Raw genomic sequence first — 20,300 nt, forward strand, 5'->3', positions numbered from 1 at the left:
TGTTAACAATATTTTTCAAGTTAATGTGAATAACTTTTTTTATTAGTTTTAAATACAAATTATTTTTAGAATATTAATATAAGAAATATTATTACTTTCTTATTATTGGTTACAATCTGGATAATAAAATAAAAGCTAACGAAAATAGAATAACAAAAAAAGCTATGATTTCTCATAACTTCTTATTTTTCATCAACTAAATTTTATATGACAATATCCATTAGGATTCTTTTTTAAATAATCTTGATGATGTTCTTCTGCAGGATAATATTTTTCAAGTGGTTTTATTTCTGTAACTATTGGTTTATCATATTTTTCTTGCAATTTATTTTTGCTCTTAGTTATTATTTCTAAATCAGATTTATCTAGATAATAAATTCCACTTCTATATTGATTTCCTACATCGCCACCTTGTTTATCAACAGTTGTTGGATCTATTACACTCCAAAATTTATCTAACAATAAATTTAATGATACTACATTTTCATCATAAGTTATATAACATACTTCCACAAAATAAGTATCATTTTTACACACCTCTTCATATGTTGGATTTTCAGTATTTCCATTTGCATAACCAACCTCAGTTTTTATAACTCCAGGTATCATAGCAAAAAACTTCTCTACTCCCCAAAAGCAACCTCCACCCAAAATTATTTTTTTCATAATCTTCCCTCCCTATCTCTTGTAAAAAATCTATCATTTAAAGTACTTAGTTTATATTACCACTTGATATTACTATAGTCCATAGATAATAATAAAAACATAAATATATACATATATGTTTTATAGAATTTAATATATATTTTTAAATTTTATACATAATTAGTTTTTTTATGGTTATAATAAAGTTGTGAGATAAAGCGATACGTATTTTCGCTTCTAGTAGATTTTAGGGCATCAGAATCGTTGTAATAAACGATATAGGTAAAACTAAAACTCTATTTACTCACTAAGGGTTCATACCAATTAAGGTATGAACCCTTTATTTTATAAGTATATTTAATATGGATATACATATGGTGTTTTAGGCGCATCAACCTTTTCCATTTTTTTAATCTTCACCATTACATCATTATTATCTGGAGATTTTTCTATTGTTCCATTAACTTTTAGCCATGTATCAAGTTCATACTTAATAGTTTCTTCACTTTCACATAGCAAGCCAACCATTTGCATATCAGCTGTGCAACATACCATCATATTACGAACCAATGCAAATTGTTTTTCATTCATGCCCTGTTCTTTATATACAAATCCTACAATTTCAATATCTTTATTGACATAATTATCAATATTATTTTCAACTTCAGTTAGGAAATTAACATAGTTTTTATCTGTAATTTTTATTTTCCCATTTTCATCTAAATATACCTTTCTCTCATCATCACTATTATTATTTATATTAATGGCATCATTTATCTTATTATCTTGTGTAGATTTTGTATTATCAGACTTATCTTCTAAAAAACTTGAATTATTGGAAGCTGCTCCATTGTTACTATTGGGTTTCATACCTAACATCATAAGAAATGGGATTATAAAAACAATGTAATTTCTCATCTTCCTTTTTACAGTTTTAGCTTTTAAAATATCAAATGCTAAAAATAAAACTATAAACATCATAGCTACAATACTTACTTTAGCAAATGGTACTATTCTTGGATGAACATATAATGTAATAGTATCATTTTTCACAAGGATAAAATAAAAAAGAGAAAAACCTAATAAAATCAATAGCTTAAACATTACTTCAAAATTAACTTTTTTCATACTTAAATCAACTCCATATATTTTATAAAGGCACTATCATTAATAATATAAAGGAAACAAAAACAATTAAGGATAATAATTTAATTACAAATGATTTTTTAAAACTACCAAGCAACATCATAGTATTTTTTATATCTATCATTGGTCCAAGTACTAAAAAACCTAATACTGATCCCTTTGAAAATTGATTTAAAAATCCTTTTGCAATAAAAGCATCTGAAGTTGAACATACAGAAAATACAAATGCAAATGCCATCATAAGAATCAATGAAGGTATCTTTCCTTCTGGAATAAATGTTATTACTTTTTGTCCAATTAAAGTTTGAACACTTGCAGATGCTAAAGCTCCAACAATCATATATTTACCTACATTTATAAATTCATCTCCTGTAAGCAAGAAAACTCCTTTAATCTTTATAAAAATATTAGTACTTGATGCATATTCTCCACTGCAAAGGTCACATTGACAATTTATTATATAATCATTAACAACTTCCTTTGATGAGTATCTGTTCATAATCAATCCAACAATAATTGAAATTATAATACCTAAAACTAATCTATATACTACTATATATTTCATATCAGGAAAGGCATACAAGGTAGAGATGATTGCAATTGGATTTACTATAGGAGCTGATAACATAAACGTAATAGCAACAGATAAAGGCAATCCCTTTTTTAAAAAACCTCTTGCCACAGGAATAGTTCCACAATCACACACTGGAAATAAAATTCCTGAAAAAGCTGCTACTATATTTGCCATTATTTTATTACGTGGAAATATCTTTGCTAAAGTATTTTCAGAAATAAATATTTGAATTATAGATGATAAAAAGGCTCCAATAAGTATAAAAGGTAAAGTTTCAATTAAAATCCCCATAAATATTTTATTAAATGAGTCAAACCAATTTTTATCTAGATAATTATTGCCAAAGTCACTTATAAGAGGAAAAAATAAACCTACACAAAAAAATGCTGTAAATCCTAAAATAACTAACAATATCTCCTTATTACCTACTTTTTCTTCTCCTGAATTCAAACATAGTTTTCTCTTTCTTATAGATTTTTCTTCTGAATCAATAGTTGGAAATTCATGAATTTTAGCAACTTCATTTATTTGCCTAATATTCCTTTTTATATTTTGAATAGTATCCTTGTTTATATTATTATCATTATTAAGTATTATTATGTCACTATTTACTATATGTTCTCTAATCTTATTTGCCATATTTAGAAGATACATATTAGCTGTTCTCATATCTATTGTTGTTATAATTTTATGAATTTTACACATTCTTTCTAGATAAGGATCATTAAATCCTTGAAGAAATTTCTCTGTATTTCCCATGCCATTATACTCTATAATTATTCTATCTGGAGTATACTTTGAAATTATCTCTTTTAAACAGGATTTATTAAATGGTTCATCAATTTTTCTTTCTATTAATATGATTTTATCTCTACTTTTCTCATCCTTAATTATTATTTTTCCTAATTCATATTGGAGAATAACAACTGTTTCATCTTTTAGTTCACCATTTTCTATGAAAGATTTTATTAATGTAGTTTTTCCTGATCCAAGAAACCCAAATAGTATATCAACTTTAATCTTCATACCTGTCCCCTTTATTATAATTATCTATTTACTTTAAATAACTTATTTAATTTATTCTTATTTACATCTTCTCCTATAATAACTATTTTCCCAACTTTTTGTGAGGTTGTACTACTTAAATTGAATCTTCCTGGAGTATAGTGAAATTCACCCCAATTTCCTCCTTCTAATTGAACTATTCCTTTACCTCTTAAAATTTTTCCATAACTCTTATCTCTTACTATAGTTTCAAATATTTCTTCTAATGTTGATTTTGAAAAAGCTTTTTCAGTTTCAATTCCCCAATTATTAAAAATATTATTAGCGCTATGTGAATGTGATACTTTATTAACTTTACCTACACCAAAAGATTTTTTTATAGAAATATTCTTCTCATTTTCTCTCTTTGAGTCTTCCTCTGCAATTACTAAGATATCATTGCCATCCATTTCATCTAGAGGAGCTGTAATTATACTGCTATCTTTATTTATATTTCTAATAGATTTACTAATTTGTTCAATTTGTGCTTCACTATCATTTTCTCTTTTGCTAAGTATTATTGTTTTTGCATTTTTTATTTGATCTTTATAAAACTCTCCAAAATTATTTATATAAGATTCATAATTTATAGAATCTATCACAGTAAACACATTGTTTATTGAAATGTTATTATTTATAGCTATACTTTTACAGGATTTAATTATATCTGAAAGTTTAGCAACTCCTGATGGCTCAATTATAATTCTCTCTGGAGAGTATTTTTTTATAATTTCTTTAATGGCCTCTTTAAAATCTCCAACTAACGAACAGCAAATACATCCTGAATTAATTTCTTTCATATCTATATTTGTATCCTTTAAAAGGTCTCCATCTATTGATACTTCTCCAAATTCATTTTCTATAATAGCTAATTTTTCTTTTTTCAAATTACTCTCTAGTATTTTTTTTATTAATGTTGTTTTTCCTGCACCTAAAAATCCTGATATTATATCTATTTTTATATTCAAATGAATTCCTCCTTAATTACCGTTTCTCTTTAAAATACAAAATTATATTTTTAATAGTTCATAGTTCAATTTATTAGTTAATATATGATAATAATTTATACTTTATATATACTCTTTCAATGTTTATTTATTACTATCATTTACAAGAGCAAATGCAAATAATTCGCATTTGTTATTTTTATATTATATCTTCTTAGTTAAAATATTACAAGTATTTGTTTCCAGCTAGAAATTATGATTTAATTTTTGCACTAAAAAAAAGCCGATTGACTTATTTTCAATCAGCTTTCCAATATACTTCTGCTATTCTAAATTTAATTTATTCTTTAATATATAATTGCAAGTTGCAAAAAATATACCAGAAAATATTAATTCAAATATTATCAATGATATAATTCCTCCATGTACTACTGGAGTTAGACTGTTTAGTGTTATATTAAGGTTATCTAAATTAACAAATATTGATGGTATCATTTCTTGGATTACACTCATTACTATATTTAATACAACAAATGCTCCAAAAGCTGCCAATATCTTTCTCTTATTAGCCAATTGTCCTAATGCTATAGATGCATATATGATTAGAATTCCACGTATAAGTGCTACTAATCCTAAAATTATTAATTCTAATGGTATTGTGTACATATTTGAACCTATCTTATCATAGGCAATAGATAAGAAGCCAGTAAATCCACCAACTTGTGCAAACATTTCATTAAAAATCCCTGGTCTATATGCCATAATAAAAATTGACAGAAAAGCAACAATACCACTTATAAGATTCCAAGAAACTGCTACTATAAGTTTACTTGATATATTTTTATTTATAGATACAGGGAGTGTATTCATTAAATACCCTTCATCTCCAAGTAAGTTTTTATAGAACCTTTGAATAATTATAAACAAAGTAACAACAACTATGGCTACCATTGTAGCAACATATCCAAGTATACTAATTATTGCAGGAATTCCTCCTAAGCCGCTAAAATTCTGAAAGTCATACCTAAATCCTATTAGCACCTTATTTATTATAGAAAATCCTATTAGAGCTATATATAATGGTAAAAGAATTCTAGCAGTAGACTTGAATTCATATTTCAATAACTTTCCTAACATTTAAATACCTCCCTAAATAGCGCATCTACACTCATACCTTTTTCTTCTCTTATATCATCCACACTCATAGTTAATGATATATCTCCATAAGATAAAAATATTACATCATCTAATATCTTTTCAATATCAGATATTATGTGAGTAGATATTATAACTGTAGCATTTTCATTATAGTTATTTATAATAGTATTTAATATATAGTCTCTAGCTGCAGGATCAACACCTGCTATTGGTTCATCTAGGAAATAAAGTTCAGCCTCTCTACTCATAACTAAAATTAGTTGAACTTTCTCTTTTGTTCCCTTTGACATTGTTTTAAGCTTATCTCCAGCATCAATTTTTAATTTACTTAGCATGTCATAAGCTTTTTCTTTGTTGAAATCTAAATAGAAATCAGAGAAAAAATTTATAATATCTGAAACTTTCATCCAATCATTTAAGTAAGTTCTTTCAGGAAGATATGATACTATTTTTTTACTCTCTATTCCAGGTTTATTACCTCCTATTAGAATTTCTCCACTACTAGGTGTTAAAAGTCCATTTGCTAGTTTAATCAATGTACTTTTCCCACTCCCATTTGGTCCAAGAAGTCCAACTATCCTTCCTCTTTCCACAGTTAAATTGATGCCATTTAAAGCTTTCTTGCCATTATAGCTTTTAAATAGATTGTTACATTGTAAAATTGGATTACTCATTAATTTATCTCCTTTGCAACTTTTTCTATCATTGAAATAGTCTCTTGCTTGCTAAATCCGATATTCTTCATGTTTAATAGAAACTTTTCTACTTGCTCTTTTGCTAAATTAATTTGCATTTCTTTAATCATTTCCCTGTCCTCCGTAATAAATCTACCAGCTGTTCTTTGACTGTATAATAACCCTATCCTTTCAAGTTCAGTAAGAGCTTTTTGCATAGTATTTGGATTAACTGATGCATCACTTGCAAGATCTCTAACTGATGGAAGTTTTTCTCCTAGTGTATACATTCCTGAAATTATTCTGAGCTTTATCTGTTCCATAAGTTGTTGATATATAGGGGCTGAATCATTAAACTCCCATGCCATTGTATCACTCCTTTGTATTATTGTATTAATATCTTAATACAATAATACATTCTGTTCTATATTTTGTCAATAACTTTTTTAGAAATATATACATAATACAAGCTCATTATGCTCTATTGTCATAATCTTTGAAAATTATCTTTTCTAAAATAAAAAAATAAGCTATCCTTAAAAAGATAACTTATTTTTATATTAGTTATTTTATTATATTAAAATCCTGTACATTTTCCGCTTAATGTAGCCCCTGATATATCATTGCTACCACTTTTAGATGTACAATCTTGAATTAAAGCTTTTCCAAAAGTAACTTTTTTACCTAAAGCCGATGGAGAACCTGTTAATGGCCAATTGTAGTTCTTCTTCCCATTTGAATCAGAAGTACAAGATTTCATAGTAACTACACCATTTTGATTATTTCTATCAAATCCACTAGCCTTATTTCCTTTAGCAGAACAATTTTCTAAATAATGTTTTAATGGATCTAAGTGAGCTGCAACACCATCAGTTTTGTTGTCTACTCCTCCAAGTTTGAATCCATTTCCATCACCTTTAATTCCATCACACTCACCATTATAATTAGCTTGACATCTTATAAATTTAACAGCACCATGAGCAGCATATAAATCATATCCATCATCTGAGTTGTATTCAGCAATACAATCTTCTAATACATTTCCTACCCCTGAATGTAATTTTATTGCAAATCCATCTGCATTTTCACCTTTAGCATCTGCATTATGATGAGAATGAACTTTGCTTAAGTAATTATTTGCTCCTCCATTTGAAATTTGAACACCTGCATCTTTATTGTTATGTACATTTAAGTTAATAAATTTATTACTTGATCCTTGTACATAAATTCCATTATCTCCAGCATTACAAATTTCTAAATCTTGAATAGTTGAACCATTAGTATTAACTGTTAAACCTCTACTAGTTCCATTACCACTAAAATCAATTTTACCATTTGATTGTCCCTTGATTGTAACTCCAGCAGGAACTGTTACACCTTTAGACTTTACTGTTCCAGTAACTACTATAGTGTCACCAGACTTTGCGGATTTTAGTGCATTTTCTAAAGTTGTTCCTCCATTTTTTACAGTAACAGTTTTACCAGTTGTACTTGCTGCTTTAACTACTGTGTAACTTGATGCATTAACAGTAGATAATGTACTACTTGATAATGCTGTGCTTCCACCTTTTGTACTTGTAGCTGCACTTGCCACAGTATAGTTTGATACAGTAGCAACTGATAATGCTAATGCAATCCCTAAACAAAATACTTTTACTTTTTTCATTTTTCATCCCCCCAGTTGTTTTTTCATTAAGTTAATTTAATTATAAAATCAACCTAATAACTCTTTAGTTGAAAAACTACATTTACAATAATACCACTTTTTTCTCCATTTGTATACAATCTTTTTAATTCTCTTTATTTTCTGACTAATTGCAACATTTTAAAAAACTTATTTTCATTGTGTTTCAACTAGAATATTAATAAAATTTTAATATATAAAAAATGATCTATTGCATAATACATATGTAATAGATCATCATTTATACATTACTATTTACTTATTGAACCATCTTATAGAATTATTTTATAGTTGGACTGTTAGTTACTGTAGCACCTGAAATATTATTTTTACCATTTATTGATTTAGAATTTTTAATTATAACATTAGGACATACTATTGTTTTACCACCTAATGCTGATGGTTTTATTGTTTTTGGCCAATTATAGTTTAATCCTCTATTAGAATCTCCAGTACAACCATCCATAGTTACTACTCCATTTTGGTTATTTCTATCAAATCCATTTTTCTTATTTCCTTTAGCTGAGCAATTAGTTAATTTATGAGCCCAAGGATCTAGGTGAGCTGCTTGTCCTGGAGTTTTATTATCTGCTCCTCCAAGCTTAAATCCATTTCCATCTCCTGAAACACCTTTTATTGTAGCTCCATTATTATTTGCTTGACAGTTTATAAATGTTACAGCTCCATGAGCAGCATATAAATCATATCCATCATCTGTATTATTCTCTGCAACACAATCTTCTAATACATTTCCTACTCCTGAGTGTAATTTAATTGCAAAACCATCTGCATTTTCTCCCTTAGTTGGAACATCTGCATTATTATGAGAGTAAACTTTCTTCAAGTAATTATTAGCTCCCCCATTTGATATTTGTACCCCAGCATCTCCATTGTCATGCACGTTTAAGTTGATGAATTTATTACTTGATCCTTGTACATAAATTCCATTATCTCCAGCATTACAAATTTCTAAATCTTGAATAGTTGAACCATTGGTATTAACTGTTAATCCTCTAGCTCCTGTTTTAGTTCCAGCAAAATCAATTTTAGCCATTTTCCCATTACCTTTTAATGTAATACCTGCTGGAATATTTAGAGATCCTGATTTTACAGTTCCATTAACTAGTATTGTATCACCATTTTTTGCTTTTGATAATGCACTGCTTAAATTACCTCCTGCATTTACAGTTATTGTTGTCGCTGCTTTAGCATCAATAGTTCCTAAGCTTGATACAGTAGCAACTGAAGCTACCATTGCTACTCCTAGACAGAATAATTTTATCTTTTTCATTTTATATTTCCCCCAGTTTATAAGTATTTTTTCATGTAAATGCCCATTTCCTTTTTATAAAATAGGGCATTCACATGATATTCTAATTTTATTTATTATTTAAAATCCTGTACAAGTTCCTTTTAATGTAGCACCTGAAATATCATTAGTACCATTAATTGATTTACTGTCTTGGATTATAGCTTTTCCAAAAGTAACTTTGTAGCCTAAAGCTGAAGGAGTTCCTGTTGCTGGCCAATTGTAGTTCTTTTTACCATTCGAATCAGAAGTACAACTCTTCATTGTTACAACTCCATTTTGATTATTTCTATCAAAACCACTTGCCAAGTTCCCCTTTGCAGTACATCCTTCTAAATAATGTTGTAAAGGATCTAAGTGAGCAGCAACTCCAGATGTTTTGTTATCTACTCCCCCAAGTTTAAATCCATTTCCATCACCTTTGATGCCATCACATTCACCATTATAATTTGCTTGACAATTTATAAATTTAACAGCACCATGAGCAGCATATAAATCATATCCATCATCTGAATTATATTCAGAAATACAGCCTTCTAAAACATTTCCTGTTCCTGAATGTAATTTTATTGCAAAACCATCTGCATTTTCACCTTTAGCATCTGCATTATGATGAGAATGAACATTTTTTAAATAGTTGCTTGCTCCACCGTTTGAAATTTGAACCCCTGCATCTTTATTATTATGTACATTTAGATTTATGAAATTATTATTTGATCCTTCAACATAAATTCCATTATCTCCAGAGTTACAAATCTCTAAATCTTGAACAGTTGAACCACTAGTGTTAACAGTTAATCCTCTACTAGTTCCATTTCCAGTAAAGTCAATTTTACCATTAGATTGCCCCTTTATTGTTACTCCAGCAGGAACTGTTACAGCCCCTGATTTTACTGAACCACTAACAATTATAGTGTCACCAGATTTTGCTGATTTTAATGCATTTGATAAAGTTGTTCCTCCACTCTTTACTGTGTAAGTTGTTGCTGCCTTAGCATCAACAGTTCCTAAGCTTGATACAGTAGCAACTGTAAGTGCCATCGCTACTCCTAGACAAAATAATTTTACTTTTTTCATTTTGTACTCCCCCATTTATAATTATTTCATCTCATTATCCATTAATTACTGATAATGTAAATGATAACGTTTATATTTCATATATTAACATACGCCTTTGCATTTGTATACTAATTTTTCGTCAAATAATACTTTTTTTGATAAAATGCGCATATTTCTATTTCAATTGACATTTACGATTAATTATGACTAATTCACGATTTGTAGTATATAAATTTCTATTAACTAAAATAGTTAAATTTATTTTTTTATAAAATGTCTTTTTGAAAATTGAAATACAAGTTTTACCCACAAATTGCAAAAAAATAAATGGCATATTCCAACATTATGATGAAATATGCCATTTATTATTTATTAATATTAAACTTTATCATAAAACCTCGTTAATTAACCCACGTCTATATGCCGTTAAAAGTAGCTTTAGATCATTAATTTGTTTTTTTAATTCAAATCCCACATCAGTATCTCCAACTCTTTTTCTTTCTAATTTCTTTTCCACAACCATAGTTGATGATAATATATCCGTTTCTTTTACTATAGAATCTTCTGTTGAAGCAAAAGGTTCATGTGACACTAATTGAATACCGTAGGAATTATATATTAGAGTATATCCTGCAATACCTGTATCTCTTCTATAATCTTTAGCAAATCCACCATCTATAACCAGTAATTTGCCATTTGCTTTTACTGGACTTTCACCTTTCATGTTTTTTACTGGCATATGACCATTAATTATCATAGAATCATTTCCATTAAGTCCAAACTCTCTAAATATCATGTCACACATTTCTTCATCGTCTCTAAACCTATAGTATGAATTTTTAACTTCTTTGTGAGTTTTCTCATCTTTTATGAAATATCTTTCAAAAGTAGCCATTTCTTCTTTCCCAAATAAGGATGAAACAGGACCTGTCCATAAATACCACATCATGTCCATTCCATATTGTTTCTTTGTTTCATCACTTTTATTAAAATAACCTTCTCTAGCAAGAGATTCAAATCTTTCAAGAAGTACTCTTCCTCTATATTCTTTGCCATTAATTTTCATGCATTTAAAAGTTTTATCCTTATTTATTGGTATACAACCGTGAAATAGTAAATTAGAATTATATTTTAGATACATACTTCCTTTTGCAAATAAAAAAGTAATATGCCTTTGTAACTTTTCACTATTAATAAAAGAAGATTGAAGTTTTTCCATTAATGTCTCTTCTTCCTCTGTAAGTTTATATGGATTAATTTTATCTAATGTTGGAAAGTGCTTATCTTTAAGTTCATACACTTCATTTTTCAGCCTAATTGTACCATCTTCAAAATTAATTTTATCTAATAATAATCTATTTCCCATATTAAATTCTGGTCTTCTATTTATTATTTCATGTTCAAGCTTAAATTGAAGTATTGTTATAGCTTTATGCATTTTTGCTATTAACTGAACTTCATGGTTACTATAAATATCATCCCCATTTGTTTTAGGAATAAATTCTGTACATGGATCATTTTCATAATATCTTAGTGCAAAAGTTGCAAGTGGTAATAGATTAATCCCATAAATATCTTCAATTACATCTAAATTTGAATATCTTGCTGATATCCTTAAAACATTTGCTATAGATGGTCTAACCCCAGCAGCTGCCCCCATCCATAACATATCATGATTTCCCCATTGTATATCTACAGAATGATAATTTATAAGTGTATCTAGAATTATATCTGGTCTTGGTCCTCTGTCATAAATATCTCCTAATATGTGTAGTCTATCTATAACTAATCTTTGTATAAGCTTTGAAAGTGCTATAATGAATTCACTTGCTCTACCTATATCAATAATAGTTGTAATAATTCTATCATAATAACCTTGCTTATCTACTTTATCCGCTTCTTCATGTAATAGTTCTTCTATAACATATCTAAAATCATCTGGTAAAGCTTTTCTAACTTTAGATCTTGTGTACTTTGAAGAAACATTTCTACAAAGTTCTATTAACCTGTATAAAGTTATCTTATACCAATCTTTTATATTCTTTTCTTCTTTTGAAATTAACTCTAACTTTTGTTCTGGATAATATACTAAAGTAGCTAATTTCTTTTTTTCACTATCCATTAAAGTATTTCCAAAAATCATATCAATTTTTCTCTTGACTACTCCAGAACCATTTTTTAATACATGAATAAATGGTTCATATTCCCCATGGATATCAGTTAAAAAATGCTCTGTTCCCTTTGGTAAATTTAAGATTGCTTCTAAATTTATGATTTCTGTAGATGCTGATGCAATGGTTGGATATTGTCTAGATAATAACTTTAAATATTCTTCTTTAGATATAGCTTTTTCTAATATATTTTCATCACTTAAATCGTCATATGTCTCCATACTTTTACACCTCTATTATATTACTTTTAATTAAAAGATTTTTATAAACAAACTCTATTTCCGATTATTTTATTTTATCATACATTTCATATAAAATAATATTTTTATAAGATTAGATTATTTAAAACTGTTTCAAATATTCAGGAAATTCATTTTCTCTTTAACTAGTATACTAGTTAAAAGTTAATATAGTATTATTTATTTCTTAAATTTGTTATGGTAAAATTAACATAATTATAAATAAATATTATAAGGAGAGTGTGAGTATGAATCAAATATTAAATAATATTCTAACTAGAAAAAGTACACGTACTTTTAAAGAAGAACAAATATCAACTAAAGATTTAAACATAATATTAAAAGCTGGAATTCATGCACCTAGTGGTATGAATAAACAGAGTTGGCAGTTTACAGTAGTGCAAAACAAAGAAAAAATTCAAGCTTTATCTAAAGTTATTAGAGAAGCTTTGGGGAAAGATGAAAATTACAACATGTATAATCCGCCAACAATAATTTTATTATCTAATGATAAGGATAACAATAATGGATTAGCTGATTGTTCTTGTGCACTTGAAAATATATTCTTGATGTCTAATGCTTTAGGTATCGGTTCTTGCTGGATTAACCAATTAAAAACTATATGTGATGTAGCAGAAGTTCGTTCATTACTTTCAAGTTTTGAAATCCCTGAAAATCATATAGTTTGGGGAATAGCTGCTTTAGGCTATGCAGCTGCTGAAACTAAGGCACATTCTAGAAATGAAAATGTAATTAAATATGTAAAATAACAAATTTAATATTAATGTAAATAATTAAAAGCTCAAGATATAACTTTTGAGCTTTTAATTATTTATACTATAAAGAAAATATAAGTTGTGTTTTTTCTCCTACTTTCTTAAATCCACATTTCTTATAAATTTCCTTTGCCTTTCCCTTACTTTCAGTAATTACATATACAACATCTATCCTATCATCATATGAACTTTTTAAAATTTTAAATAGTATACTTTTTCCAACACCTTGTTTTTGATACATGCTAAGAACACCAAAATCTTCTATTTTAGCTGTTTTTTTATTTATTAATAATTCACATGATCCAACCGGGTTCTCTCCAATATGAGAAATAAAAGCTGATAATTTATTACTATTATCTTTGTATATGTTAACTTTTCTTCCTATCCTTCTCTTTGCATAATTTTTACCAACTAATGGTGCATAATCTAAAATATTAATAGTAATAAGATCATCAAAATCTTCTTTTGTTATAACTTTTTTTACTAAACAATCTTCTCTATATTTTATTTTTCCGTAGTTCTTTGTTTCTATACTCATATAGTCTAATTTATCTATTCTAGAAGGCCATACACTTAATCTTTTAATCGCTTCTTTTGAGATATTACCATGAAATTCAAAAAGTAAAAATTCCTTCTCTTCTTTTATTTTTCTATCTATTTCTTTATTAATAATTTCAACTACAATATTTTCATCAACGTTTTCATTTAAAAGGGTTAAGTTATTTGCATATGAATCTTGAAATTTCTCATCCCAAAATCTTATGATACTTTTATCTTTTTTCTCTTTTGAAAAACATCGTATATATTCTATTTCTGTTTCTTTTAATAAATTAATCATCTGTTTAGCTCCCATAATACTTTATTATTTATCCACAAAATATTTTAACATAAATTTAGTTAAAATTGTTTAAAATGAATTTCATCATTTCAAATATAATTAAGAAAAATATGAATTAATATTATTTAGCATTATTGTAATATAATGTTATAATATATTTGTGAAAGAAAATTTATCCAATTAAAATCAATTATATTTAAGGAGGTCTCTAAATGAAAAAGCTTGATATGATTATTAATACAAAAGCAAAAAAAAGTATGATACATAAAGAAATTTATGGTCACTTTTCAGAGCATCTTGGAAGATGTATTTACAATGGCATATATGTAGGTAAAGATTCCCCTATCCCTAATACAAATGGTATGAGAAATGACGTTGTAAATGCCTTAAAAGGAATTAAAATTCCTGTACTCCGTTGGCCTGGTGGATGTTTTGCTGATGAATATCACTGGAAAGATGGTATTGGCCCTAAAGAAAACAGAAAAAAAATGGTTAATACAAATTGGGGCGGAGTAGTTGAAGATAATAGTTTTGGTACCCACGAATTTTTTGAATTATGCTCCCAACTTGGCTCAGACCCATATATATGTGGTAATTTAGGAAGTGGTACAATTCAAGAAATGTCTGAATGGATAGAATATATGACCTTTGACGGAATTTCTCCTATGTCTGAGGAAAGAAAGAAAAATGGTCATGAATCTCCTTGGAAACTAAAATATTTTGGAGTTGGCAATGAAAACTGGGGCTGTGGTGGAAATATGCGCCCTGAATATTATGCTGATGAATATAGACGCTATCAAAGCTATTGTAAAAATTATGGAGACAATAAACTATTTAAAATAGCATGTGGCCCTAATGGTCCTGACTATAACTGGACTGATAAGTTTATGTCACTAGCTAATAAATATTGTAATGCTATTAGTTTACATTACTATACTGTTCCAGGAAATTGGAGCAAAAAAGGTAGTGCAACTGAATTTGATGAAGATGAATATTATTCAACTCTTAAAAAGACTTATACCATGAAAGAATTAATAGAAAACCATACTTCAATTATGAACAAATATGATCCAGATAAAAAAGTTGGACTTGTTGTGGATGAATGGGGAACTTGGTATGACGTGGAAAAAGGTACAACCCCTGCATTTTTATATCAACAAAATACTATGCGAGATGCTTTAGTAGCTTCAATTAATTTAAATATTTTCAATGAACATTCTGATAGAGTTGTTATGGCTAATATAGCTCAAGTTGTTAATGTATTACAGTCTGTTATTCTTACTGAAGGTGATAAAATGATTAAAACTCCTACTTATCATGTTTTTGATATGTATAAACATCACCAAGATAGCACCTTAATTGATAGTTTTATTGAAAATGTAGAAATTGCAGGCGAAAATTATAACTTGCCAAGTATATCTAAATCTGTATCCATCGATAAGGATAATAAACTTCATTTAACTTTATCTAACTGTTCATTATCTGAGGATTTTACAATTAATATTGATTTAATTGATTTTCATTTCAGCAAAGTTAATGGAAAGTTACTTTCTCAAAAAATGACAGCTCACAATACCTTTGAAAAACCAAACACTGTTTGTCCTACTAAATTTAAAGAATATAACATTACAGATAAAGGTATTAAATTTATCATCCCTAAATGTAGTATTATATCTTTAACTCTTGAGTAATATGGATAGTTCTTGTAAACGTTGTCTAATTCAAGACAGCATAAATAATAAATATTATAAAACTGTTTTAGAGTATATTAATTCTTTAGATGCATCCATAAAAACTGATGATACTACTTATAAATTAAGGCTTTCTTTGTGCAAAGAATGTGATTTTCTCATTAATGGTATTTGTAATCAATGTGGTTGTTTTGTTGAAATCAGAGCTTGTAAAAAGGATAATTATTGTCCCAATATAAATTCAAAATGGTAAAAAAGGTACTGTGTCAAAAATCTTTTGACACAGTACCTTTTTAAATACTTAATTAATTTTTTTACTTATCATAACTATATCATATATATCTACTACTCCATCATAGTTTAAATCACTAGTACTTTTCCAATCTTTATCCTTATAGGTAACATTATAACTACTTGATATTATTGCTAAATCCACTAAGTCAACTTTTCCATCTTTATTTAAATCTTCATTTGTAAATTTGCTATCAAATCCCATAGCTTCATACTGAACATCTACATTAATTTCTGCTGTATCAGTATTATATATTATTATAGTTTCATTTGGATCTAACTTTACATTTCTAGTATTACTTAAACTAATATATGTTTCTTTATTCATATTACTATCAAATATACTAGCATTATAGGAATTATCATCACTTCCACATGTTGTTAGATAAATTGTGTGATTGTAGTTATTTTTCACAACAAACTTATCCCCTTTATAAATTTTTTTACTATAGTAAAGATTGTTTGTTTCCTTAATTATATCTTTTAATTCATATGGAATATATAAAGTTAAACTATCTCCCTGAGCAATATTTATCTTTTCAGTTTTTCCTAAAAATGCATGCATTAATCCATAGGTATTAGCTGTATATTTATCTACTTCACCTGTACCATATGTCCTTAAATAATTATATTTACTAGCATTTGATGCACTTGTATTATATATGGGCACATCTATAGCTGATAAGTTATTATTTGTTATTTCATAAGACTTATCTTTTTCTAAATTAAATTGATAAAACACTGGGATAGAGACTTCTTTAAATCTGCTTGCATACTCATATGGTATATAAATCTTAAGTCCTTTTCCTTTGTTTGTGCTAATTCTTTTCTTAGTATATGAACTAACATTATTATTTTCTGAAATATCTCTTTGAACATCTGTTATTTTATTAGTATTATCAAATGATAAGCAATCATAAGTTGATTTACTATATGTTGAATTGTAAGTTGTATCCTTAATTAATGATAAAAATGTTTTTGAATTATTTATATTATCAATTTCATAGTTTTTTGATTCACCTAAATTTTGTTCATAAAAAACAGGATTACCTATAATTTTTGTTTCTATTTCTTTTTTATTAGGTAAATAAACAAATATGGTTTGATTGTCACATGAACTTAATCTTTTTATATTTTTTGAATCAATAGAGAATGTCCCATCTTGATCTCTTGTAATTTTTGAAATATTACCATTGGAATCATAATCTATATGATTATATAAAGTGTTATAATCACTTGTATTTAAAATTTTTAACTGTTCTTCTAATCCATTTTTAATTTCCAAACTAGCATTTTGGGTTATAGTCATTTTATTAAATGCTTTTTGATCAGCTTCTTTAACTAAATCTTTATATTCATACGCTATATATAATGTGACTGCACCTTTATATAAATCTACTATTGTATCATGTTGATTTTCAACTGTTAGAAGACTATCAAAATTAATAGCTTGTGCTGATATTTTTCCTGATAAATCATAATCAATGTAAGCAAAATTATTATTGTAATTACTATCATTTAGTATTTTAACTGGGATATTTGTATTATTGTTTATTTCAATACTTTTATCTTTTGTCAAAGTATAAGCTGAAAAAGCTGGTTTGTCTGTTTTTTGTATTGTATTTCTATATTCATATGGAAGATAAAAAGTTATTGGACTTCCTTTTTCTAAGCTTATTCTTCTTTTATACCCAAATGCCATAGAAAAATCACCATATTTTTCTATGGATTGATTACTTATTTCTCCTGCCGAATTATAATCTACATATTCATATTTATTTGAATACGAATTATCAGTATATATGGTAAAATCCTTCCCTGTTGGATTTAAACTGCTTATATTATTTATTTCATAGTTTAAATTATTTGAAATAGTAAATCTATAGACTGCTGGATCTGCAACTTCTCTAAATTCAATTTCAGATGGCATAGCAATAGCACAATTATACCCTGAACTTAAAGTAACCCTAGTTTTATGTCCTTTTTCTAAATATAGAGAAGACATCTCATCTATTTCAGATTTTGAAACATTCCCTTGCACATCATAATCAACAAAATCATATTTATTCCCACTAGAACTACTTGCATTTGTTAATATTTTTGTCTTCCCATTTGTAGGATTAGTCAGTTCATATCCTTTGTTTAAAGAAATAGTTCTTACAGTTATAGCAGGAGTATCAACTTCCTTTATCATATCTTTATTTTCATATGGTATGTAAATTCTTAAAAAATTACTTGTATCTGAAGGCTTTACTGTAATTTTTTTTAAATATCCACTATTTATATCTATTTTTGATTCAGAACTATTTGTATATAAAGAATCTACATTGCTACCTTTATCATAATAAACATAATCATACTTAACATTACTATTAGGGTCCTTTGCTATAGTAATCCTTCTATTTGTATTATTTGTTAATTCATATCCTTTATCTTTTTCCATTGTATATTCATAAAATACTGGTGTAAATGAATCTTTTTGATTTAGTAAATTGTAATAGTCATCTGCAATCTGCAAATTAACATCAGTATCACTTCCAGCAGAAAATTTTATAGTGTGATTAGTTGATACATTAATATCATAATGATAATTATGATTTAATGAATAAATTTCACCATTATATGAATAATCAATATAATCCACTCCAGGTTTAACTCCACCTACCGTAGTATTTACCCCAAACTTTATAGTGATAGTTTTTTGTGTTGTATTTATTAACTCAACTGTTTTTCCTTTACTTAAAGTAAAATTAGTATATCCAACTGCTGTTCCCTCTTGTAATTGAGCAACTTTATTTTCTTTCGTTTCCTTCTTGGGAATATTTAATTCCTTTGTTTCTAAGTTTTTAGTTATTTTATTTTCATTAATTTTATCATTTGGTAGCTTGTCCGTTTTTTCCTTATTAGAATCCCTAATTTCTTCTTTTTTTTCATCCTTAGATTCTGTTTTAGTTTCAGTTTTTGCTTCAGCTTTTATTCCAGTACAAATTCCTGTAAAGGCAAAAGTTAAAACACAAAACAAAGCTACAATTTTTTTCATAGTTTCCCCCTATTCTTGATAAAAAAATATATATACATGGTTAATTATACCATAAATGATTATATCAAACAAAAAAGCACTCATTTCTGAATGCTTTCTTATTTGATATATTAACACCTAATAACTTCAACTTTATATCCATCTGGATCTGTTACAAAATAGTAATGAGGAGCTTCTCCTGGTAGTCCTTTTAAATCTGTAACTTCATATCCTAAAGATATGTGCTTTTCTCTAAATTCCTCCAAGTTTTCTACCCCAATTGCTGTGTGGCTAAAACCATTTCCTAATTCATATGGTTTTTCAACATCATAATTATAAGTAAGTTCAACTTCATATCCACCCTTTTCATTTGATAGATATACTAATGTAAATTTATTATCTGGAAAATCTTTTCTCCTTGTTTCTATAAGTTCTAATGCTTCCTTGTAAAACTTTAATGATTTTTCTAAATCTTTTACCCTAATGCAGGTATGTAACATCTTTACTGACATTTTATTTTCTCCTTCCTTATAATGCACAAACTTTATTTTTATGCCAATCACAATCTTTGCATATTTTTTCAAACTTTTCTTTTGAAAAATTCTTGTATATATATCTTTTAATATAAGAAAATTTGTAACTATTATCTATTTTAAGTCCATATTCCTTTAAGGTCAATTCATCTAAATCTTTAATCTTGTTATTAGTTTTGCATATTTGCTCTTTAAGCTTGTTTGGACAATTTTCACATATATCATCACAGTGATTTATTAATTTAATCTCTATATTATCATCTTCTTTTAATAAATTTACTATATTGTCCATGCCTTTTACAAACTCTTTACTATATCCAAGTCCTCTATAAAAGTAGATACAGTTAATATGATGAGGTCTAATCTTTAACATAGCTTTTTAACTCCTCTTATACTCCCTTTTATTCAAAGTATAGAAACAATACCATTCATTGTCAAGTTATAAATCGCAAGGATTTTTGCTATATTATTTCTAGTTCAGTCACCAATTGTCGTAAAAATA

Annotated in this window: 18 protein-coding genes; 3 read left to right on the forward strand and 15 right to left on the reverse strand. The window is 27.1% G+C overall.

The features are described from left to right. Positions 1-192 precede the first annotated feature (192 nt). The 11 genes from msrA to NNC19_RS03225 form a co-directional block, all read right to left on the reverse strand. A complete protein-coding gene (gene msrA, locus NNC19_RS03175; protein WP_310937156.1) occupies positions 193-666 on the reverse strand; it encodes a peptide-methionine (S)-S-oxide reductase MsrA in 474 nt (157 codons plus the stop codon). A gap of 336 nt (positions 667-1,002) precedes the next feature. Next, the gene (locus NNC19_RS03180; protein ID WP_310937157.1) at positions 1,003-1,773 is read right to left on the reverse strand and encodes a TIGR03943 family putative permease subunit; all 771 of its coding nucleotides are present in this window, start codon (positions 1,771-1,773) and stop codon (positions 1,003-1,005) included. Positions 1,774-1,795: 22 nt separating this feature from the next. Further along, positions 1,796-3,391 (reverse strand): permease, encoded by a 1,596-nt coding sequence (locus tag NNC19_RS03185; protein ID WP_310937158.1) that lies wholly within the window; start codon positions 3,389-3,391, stop codon positions 1,796-1,798. Between the two features lie 20 nt (positions 3,392-3,411). Continuing rightward, entirely contained in the window at positions 3,412-4,377 is a 966-nt protein-coding gene (locus tag NNC19_RS03190) for a GTP-binding protein (protein ID WP_310937159.1), read from the reverse strand. A 303-nt stretch (positions 4,378-4,680) separates the two neighbouring features. Beyond that, positions 4,681-5,493 (reverse strand): ABC transporter permease, encoded by an 813-nt coding sequence (locus tag NNC19_RS03195; protein ID WP_310937160.1) that lies wholly within the window; start codon positions 5,491-5,493, stop codon positions 4,681-4,683. Further along, positions 5,487-6,188, reverse strand: a complete 702-nt coding sequence (locus NNC19_RS03200) for an ABC transporter ATP-binding protein (RefSeq protein WP_310937161.1) — start codon at positions 6,186-6,188, stop codon at positions 5,487-5,489. The genes NNC19_RS03195 and NNC19_RS03200 overlap by 7 nt, the downstream gene beginning before the upstream one ends. Beyond that, positions 6,188-6,556, reverse strand: coding sequence for a GntR family transcriptional regulator (locus NNC19_RS03205; protein WP_310937162.1), 369 nt, complete (start codon positions 6,554-6,556; stop codon positions 6,188-6,190). The genes NNC19_RS03200 and NNC19_RS03205 overlap by 1 nt, the downstream gene beginning before the upstream one ends. 209 nt (positions 6,557-6,765) lie before the next feature. Beyond that, entirely contained in the window at positions 6,766-7,854 is a 1,089-nt protein-coding gene (locus NNC19_RS03210) for a right-handed parallel beta-helix repeat-containing protein (RefSeq protein WP_310937163.1), read from the reverse strand. Positions 7,855-8,152: 298 nt separating this feature from the next. Next, positions 8,153-9,163, reverse strand: coding sequence for a right-handed parallel beta-helix repeat-containing protein (locus tag NNC19_RS03215; RefSeq protein WP_310937164.1), 1,011 nt, complete (start codon positions 9,161-9,163; stop codon positions 8,153-8,155). Positions 9,164-9,262: 99 nt separating this feature from the next. Next, positions 9,263-10,258, reverse strand: a complete 996-nt coding sequence (locus tag NNC19_RS03220; RefSeq protein ID WP_310937165.1) for a right-handed parallel beta-helix repeat-containing protein — start codon at positions 10,256-10,258, stop codon at positions 9,263-9,265. A gap of 370 nt (positions 10,259-10,628) precedes the next feature. Further along, complete coding sequence (locus NNC19_RS03225; RefSeq protein WP_310937166.1) at positions 10,629-12,632, reverse strand: fructose-1,6-bisphosphatase; 2,004 nt, start codon at positions 12,630-12,632, stop codon at positions 10,629-10,631. 266 nt (positions 12,633-12,898) lie between these two features. Between NNC19_RS03225 and NNC19_RS03230 the strand changes: the two genes are divergently transcribed. Next, on the forward strand, positions 12,899-13,420 hold the full coding sequence (locus NNC19_RS03230; RefSeq protein ID WP_310937167.1) for a nitroreductase family protein: 522 nt from the start codon (positions 12,899-12,901) through the stop codon (positions 13,418-13,420). A gap of 67 nt (positions 13,421-13,487) precedes the next feature. On the opposite strand, the gene NNC19_RS03235 is transcribed toward NNC19_RS03230, so the two are convergent. Continuing rightward, positions 13,488-14,264, reverse strand: a complete 777-nt coding sequence (locus tag NNC19_RS03235) for a GNAT family N-acetyltransferase (RefSeq protein WP_310937168.1) — start codon at positions 14,262-14,264, stop codon at positions 13,488-13,490. Between the two features lie 212 nt (positions 14,265-14,476). Here NNC19_RS03235 and NNC19_RS03240 point away from each other — a divergent pair, with 212 nt between their 5' ends. Further along, positions 14,477-15,955 (forward strand): alpha-N-arabinofuranosidase, encoded by a 1,479-nt coding sequence (locus tag NNC19_RS03240; protein ID WP_310937169.1) that lies wholly within the window; start codon positions 14,477-14,479, stop codon positions 15,953-15,955. Between the two features lies 1 nt (position 15,956). Then, positions 15,957-16,208, forward strand: a complete 252-nt coding sequence (locus tag NNC19_RS03245; RefSeq protein ID WP_310937170.1) for a DUF6171 family protein — start codon at positions 15,957-15,959, stop codon at positions 16,206-16,208. A gap of 48 nt (positions 16,209-16,256) precedes the next feature. Here NNC19_RS03245 and NNC19_RS03250 read toward each other — a convergent pair whose 3' ends face one another. From NNC19_RS03250 to NNC19_RS03260, 3 genes are all read right to left on the reverse strand, one after another. Continuing rightward, the gene (locus NNC19_RS03250) at positions 16,257-19,286 is read right to left on the reverse strand and encodes a dockerin type I domain-containing protein (protein WP_310937171.1); all 3,030 of its coding nucleotides are present in this window, start codon (positions 19,284-19,286) and stop codon (positions 16,257-16,259) included. Positions 19,287-19,396: 110 nt separating this feature from the next. Continuing rightward, positions 19,397-19,777: a VOC family protein gene (locus tag NNC19_RS03255; protein WP_310937172.1), complete on the reverse strand. Its 381-nt coding sequence runs from the start codon at positions 19,775-19,777 to the stop codon at positions 19,397-19,399. A 16-nt stretch (positions 19,778-19,793) separates the two neighbouring features. After that, entirely contained in the window at positions 19,794-20,171 is a 378-nt protein-coding gene (locus NNC19_RS03260; protein WP_310937173.1) for a DUF1284 domain-containing protein, read from the reverse strand. Positions 20,172-20,300 lie beyond the last annotated feature (129 nt).

It is taken from the genome of Clostridium sp. SHJSY1 (assembly GCF_031626875.1).
Classification (GTDB): domain Bacteria; phylum Bacillota; class Clostridia; order Clostridiales; family Clostridiaceae; genus Clostridium.

What these genes read in the sequence shown, in the direction of transcription:
- msrA (WP_310937156.1), bottom strand. Translation starts at nt 666, where the DNA reads ATGAAAAAAATAATTTTGGGTGGAGGTTGCTTTTGGGGAGTAGAGAAG.
- NNC19_RS03180 (WP_310937157.1), bottom strand. Translation starts at nt 1,773, where the DNA reads ATGAAAAAAGTTAATTTTGAAGTAATGTTTAAGCTATTGATTTTATTA.
- NNC19_RS03185 (WP_310937158.1), bottom strand. Translation starts at nt 3,391, where the DNA reads ATGAAGATTAAAGTTGATATACTATTTGGGTTTCTTGGATCAGGAAAA.
- NNC19_RS03195 (WP_310937160.1), bottom strand. Translation starts at nt 5,493, where the DNA reads ATGTTAGGAAAGTTATTGAAATATGAATTCAAGTCTACTGCTAGAATT.
- NNC19_RS03200 (WP_310937161.1), bottom strand. Translation starts at nt 6,188, where the DNA reads ATGAGTAATCCAATTTTACAATGTAACAATCTATTTAAAAGCTATAAT.
- NNC19_RS03205 (WP_310937162.1), bottom strand. Translation starts at nt 6,556, where the DNA reads ATGGCATGGGAGTTTAATGATTCAGCCCCTATATATCAACAACTTATG.
- NNC19_RS03210 (WP_310937163.1), bottom strand. Translation starts at nt 7,854, where the DNA reads ATGAAAAAAGTAAAAGTATTTTGTTTAGGGATTGCATTAGCATTATCA.
- NNC19_RS03215 (WP_310937164.1), bottom strand. Translation starts at nt 9,163, where the DNA reads ATGAAAAAGATAAAATTATTCTGTCTAGGAGTAGCAATGGTAGCTTCA.
- NNC19_RS03220 (WP_310937165.1), bottom strand. Translation starts at nt 10,258, where the DNA reads ATGAAAAAAGTAAAATTATTTTGTCTAGGAGTAGCGATGGCACTTACA.
- NNC19_RS03225 (WP_310937166.1), bottom strand. Translation starts at nt 12,632, where the DNA reads ATGGAGACATATGACGATTTAAGTGATGAAAATATATTAGAAAAAGCT.
- NNC19_RS03230 (WP_310937167.1), top strand. Translation starts at nt 12,899, where the DNA reads ATGAATCAAATATTAAATAATATTCTAACTAGAAAAAGTACACGTACT.
- NNC19_RS03235 (WP_310937168.1), bottom strand. Translation starts at nt 14,264, where the DNA reads ATGATTAATTTATTAAAAGAAACAGAAATAGAATATATACGATGTTTT.
- NNC19_RS03240 (WP_310937169.1), top strand. Translation starts at nt 14,477, where the DNA reads ATGAAAAAGCTTGATATGATTATTAATACAAAAGCAAAAAAAAGTATG.
- NNC19_RS03245 (WP_310937170.1), top strand. Translation starts at nt 15,957, where the DNA reads ATGGATAGTTCTTGTAAACGTTGTCTAATTCAAGACAGCATAAATAAT.
- NNC19_RS03250 (WP_310937171.1), bottom strand. Translation starts at nt 19,286, where the DNA reads ATGAAAAAAATTGTAGCTTTGTTTTGTGTTTTAACTTTTGCCTTTACA.
- NNC19_RS03255 (WP_310937172.1), bottom strand. Translation starts at nt 19,777, where the DNA reads ATGTCAGTAAAGATGTTACATACCTGCATTAGGGTAAAAGATTTAGAA.
- NNC19_RS03260 (WP_310937173.1), bottom strand. Translation starts at nt 20,171, where the DNA reads ATGTTAAAGATTAGACCTCATCATATTAACTGTATCTACTTTTATAGA.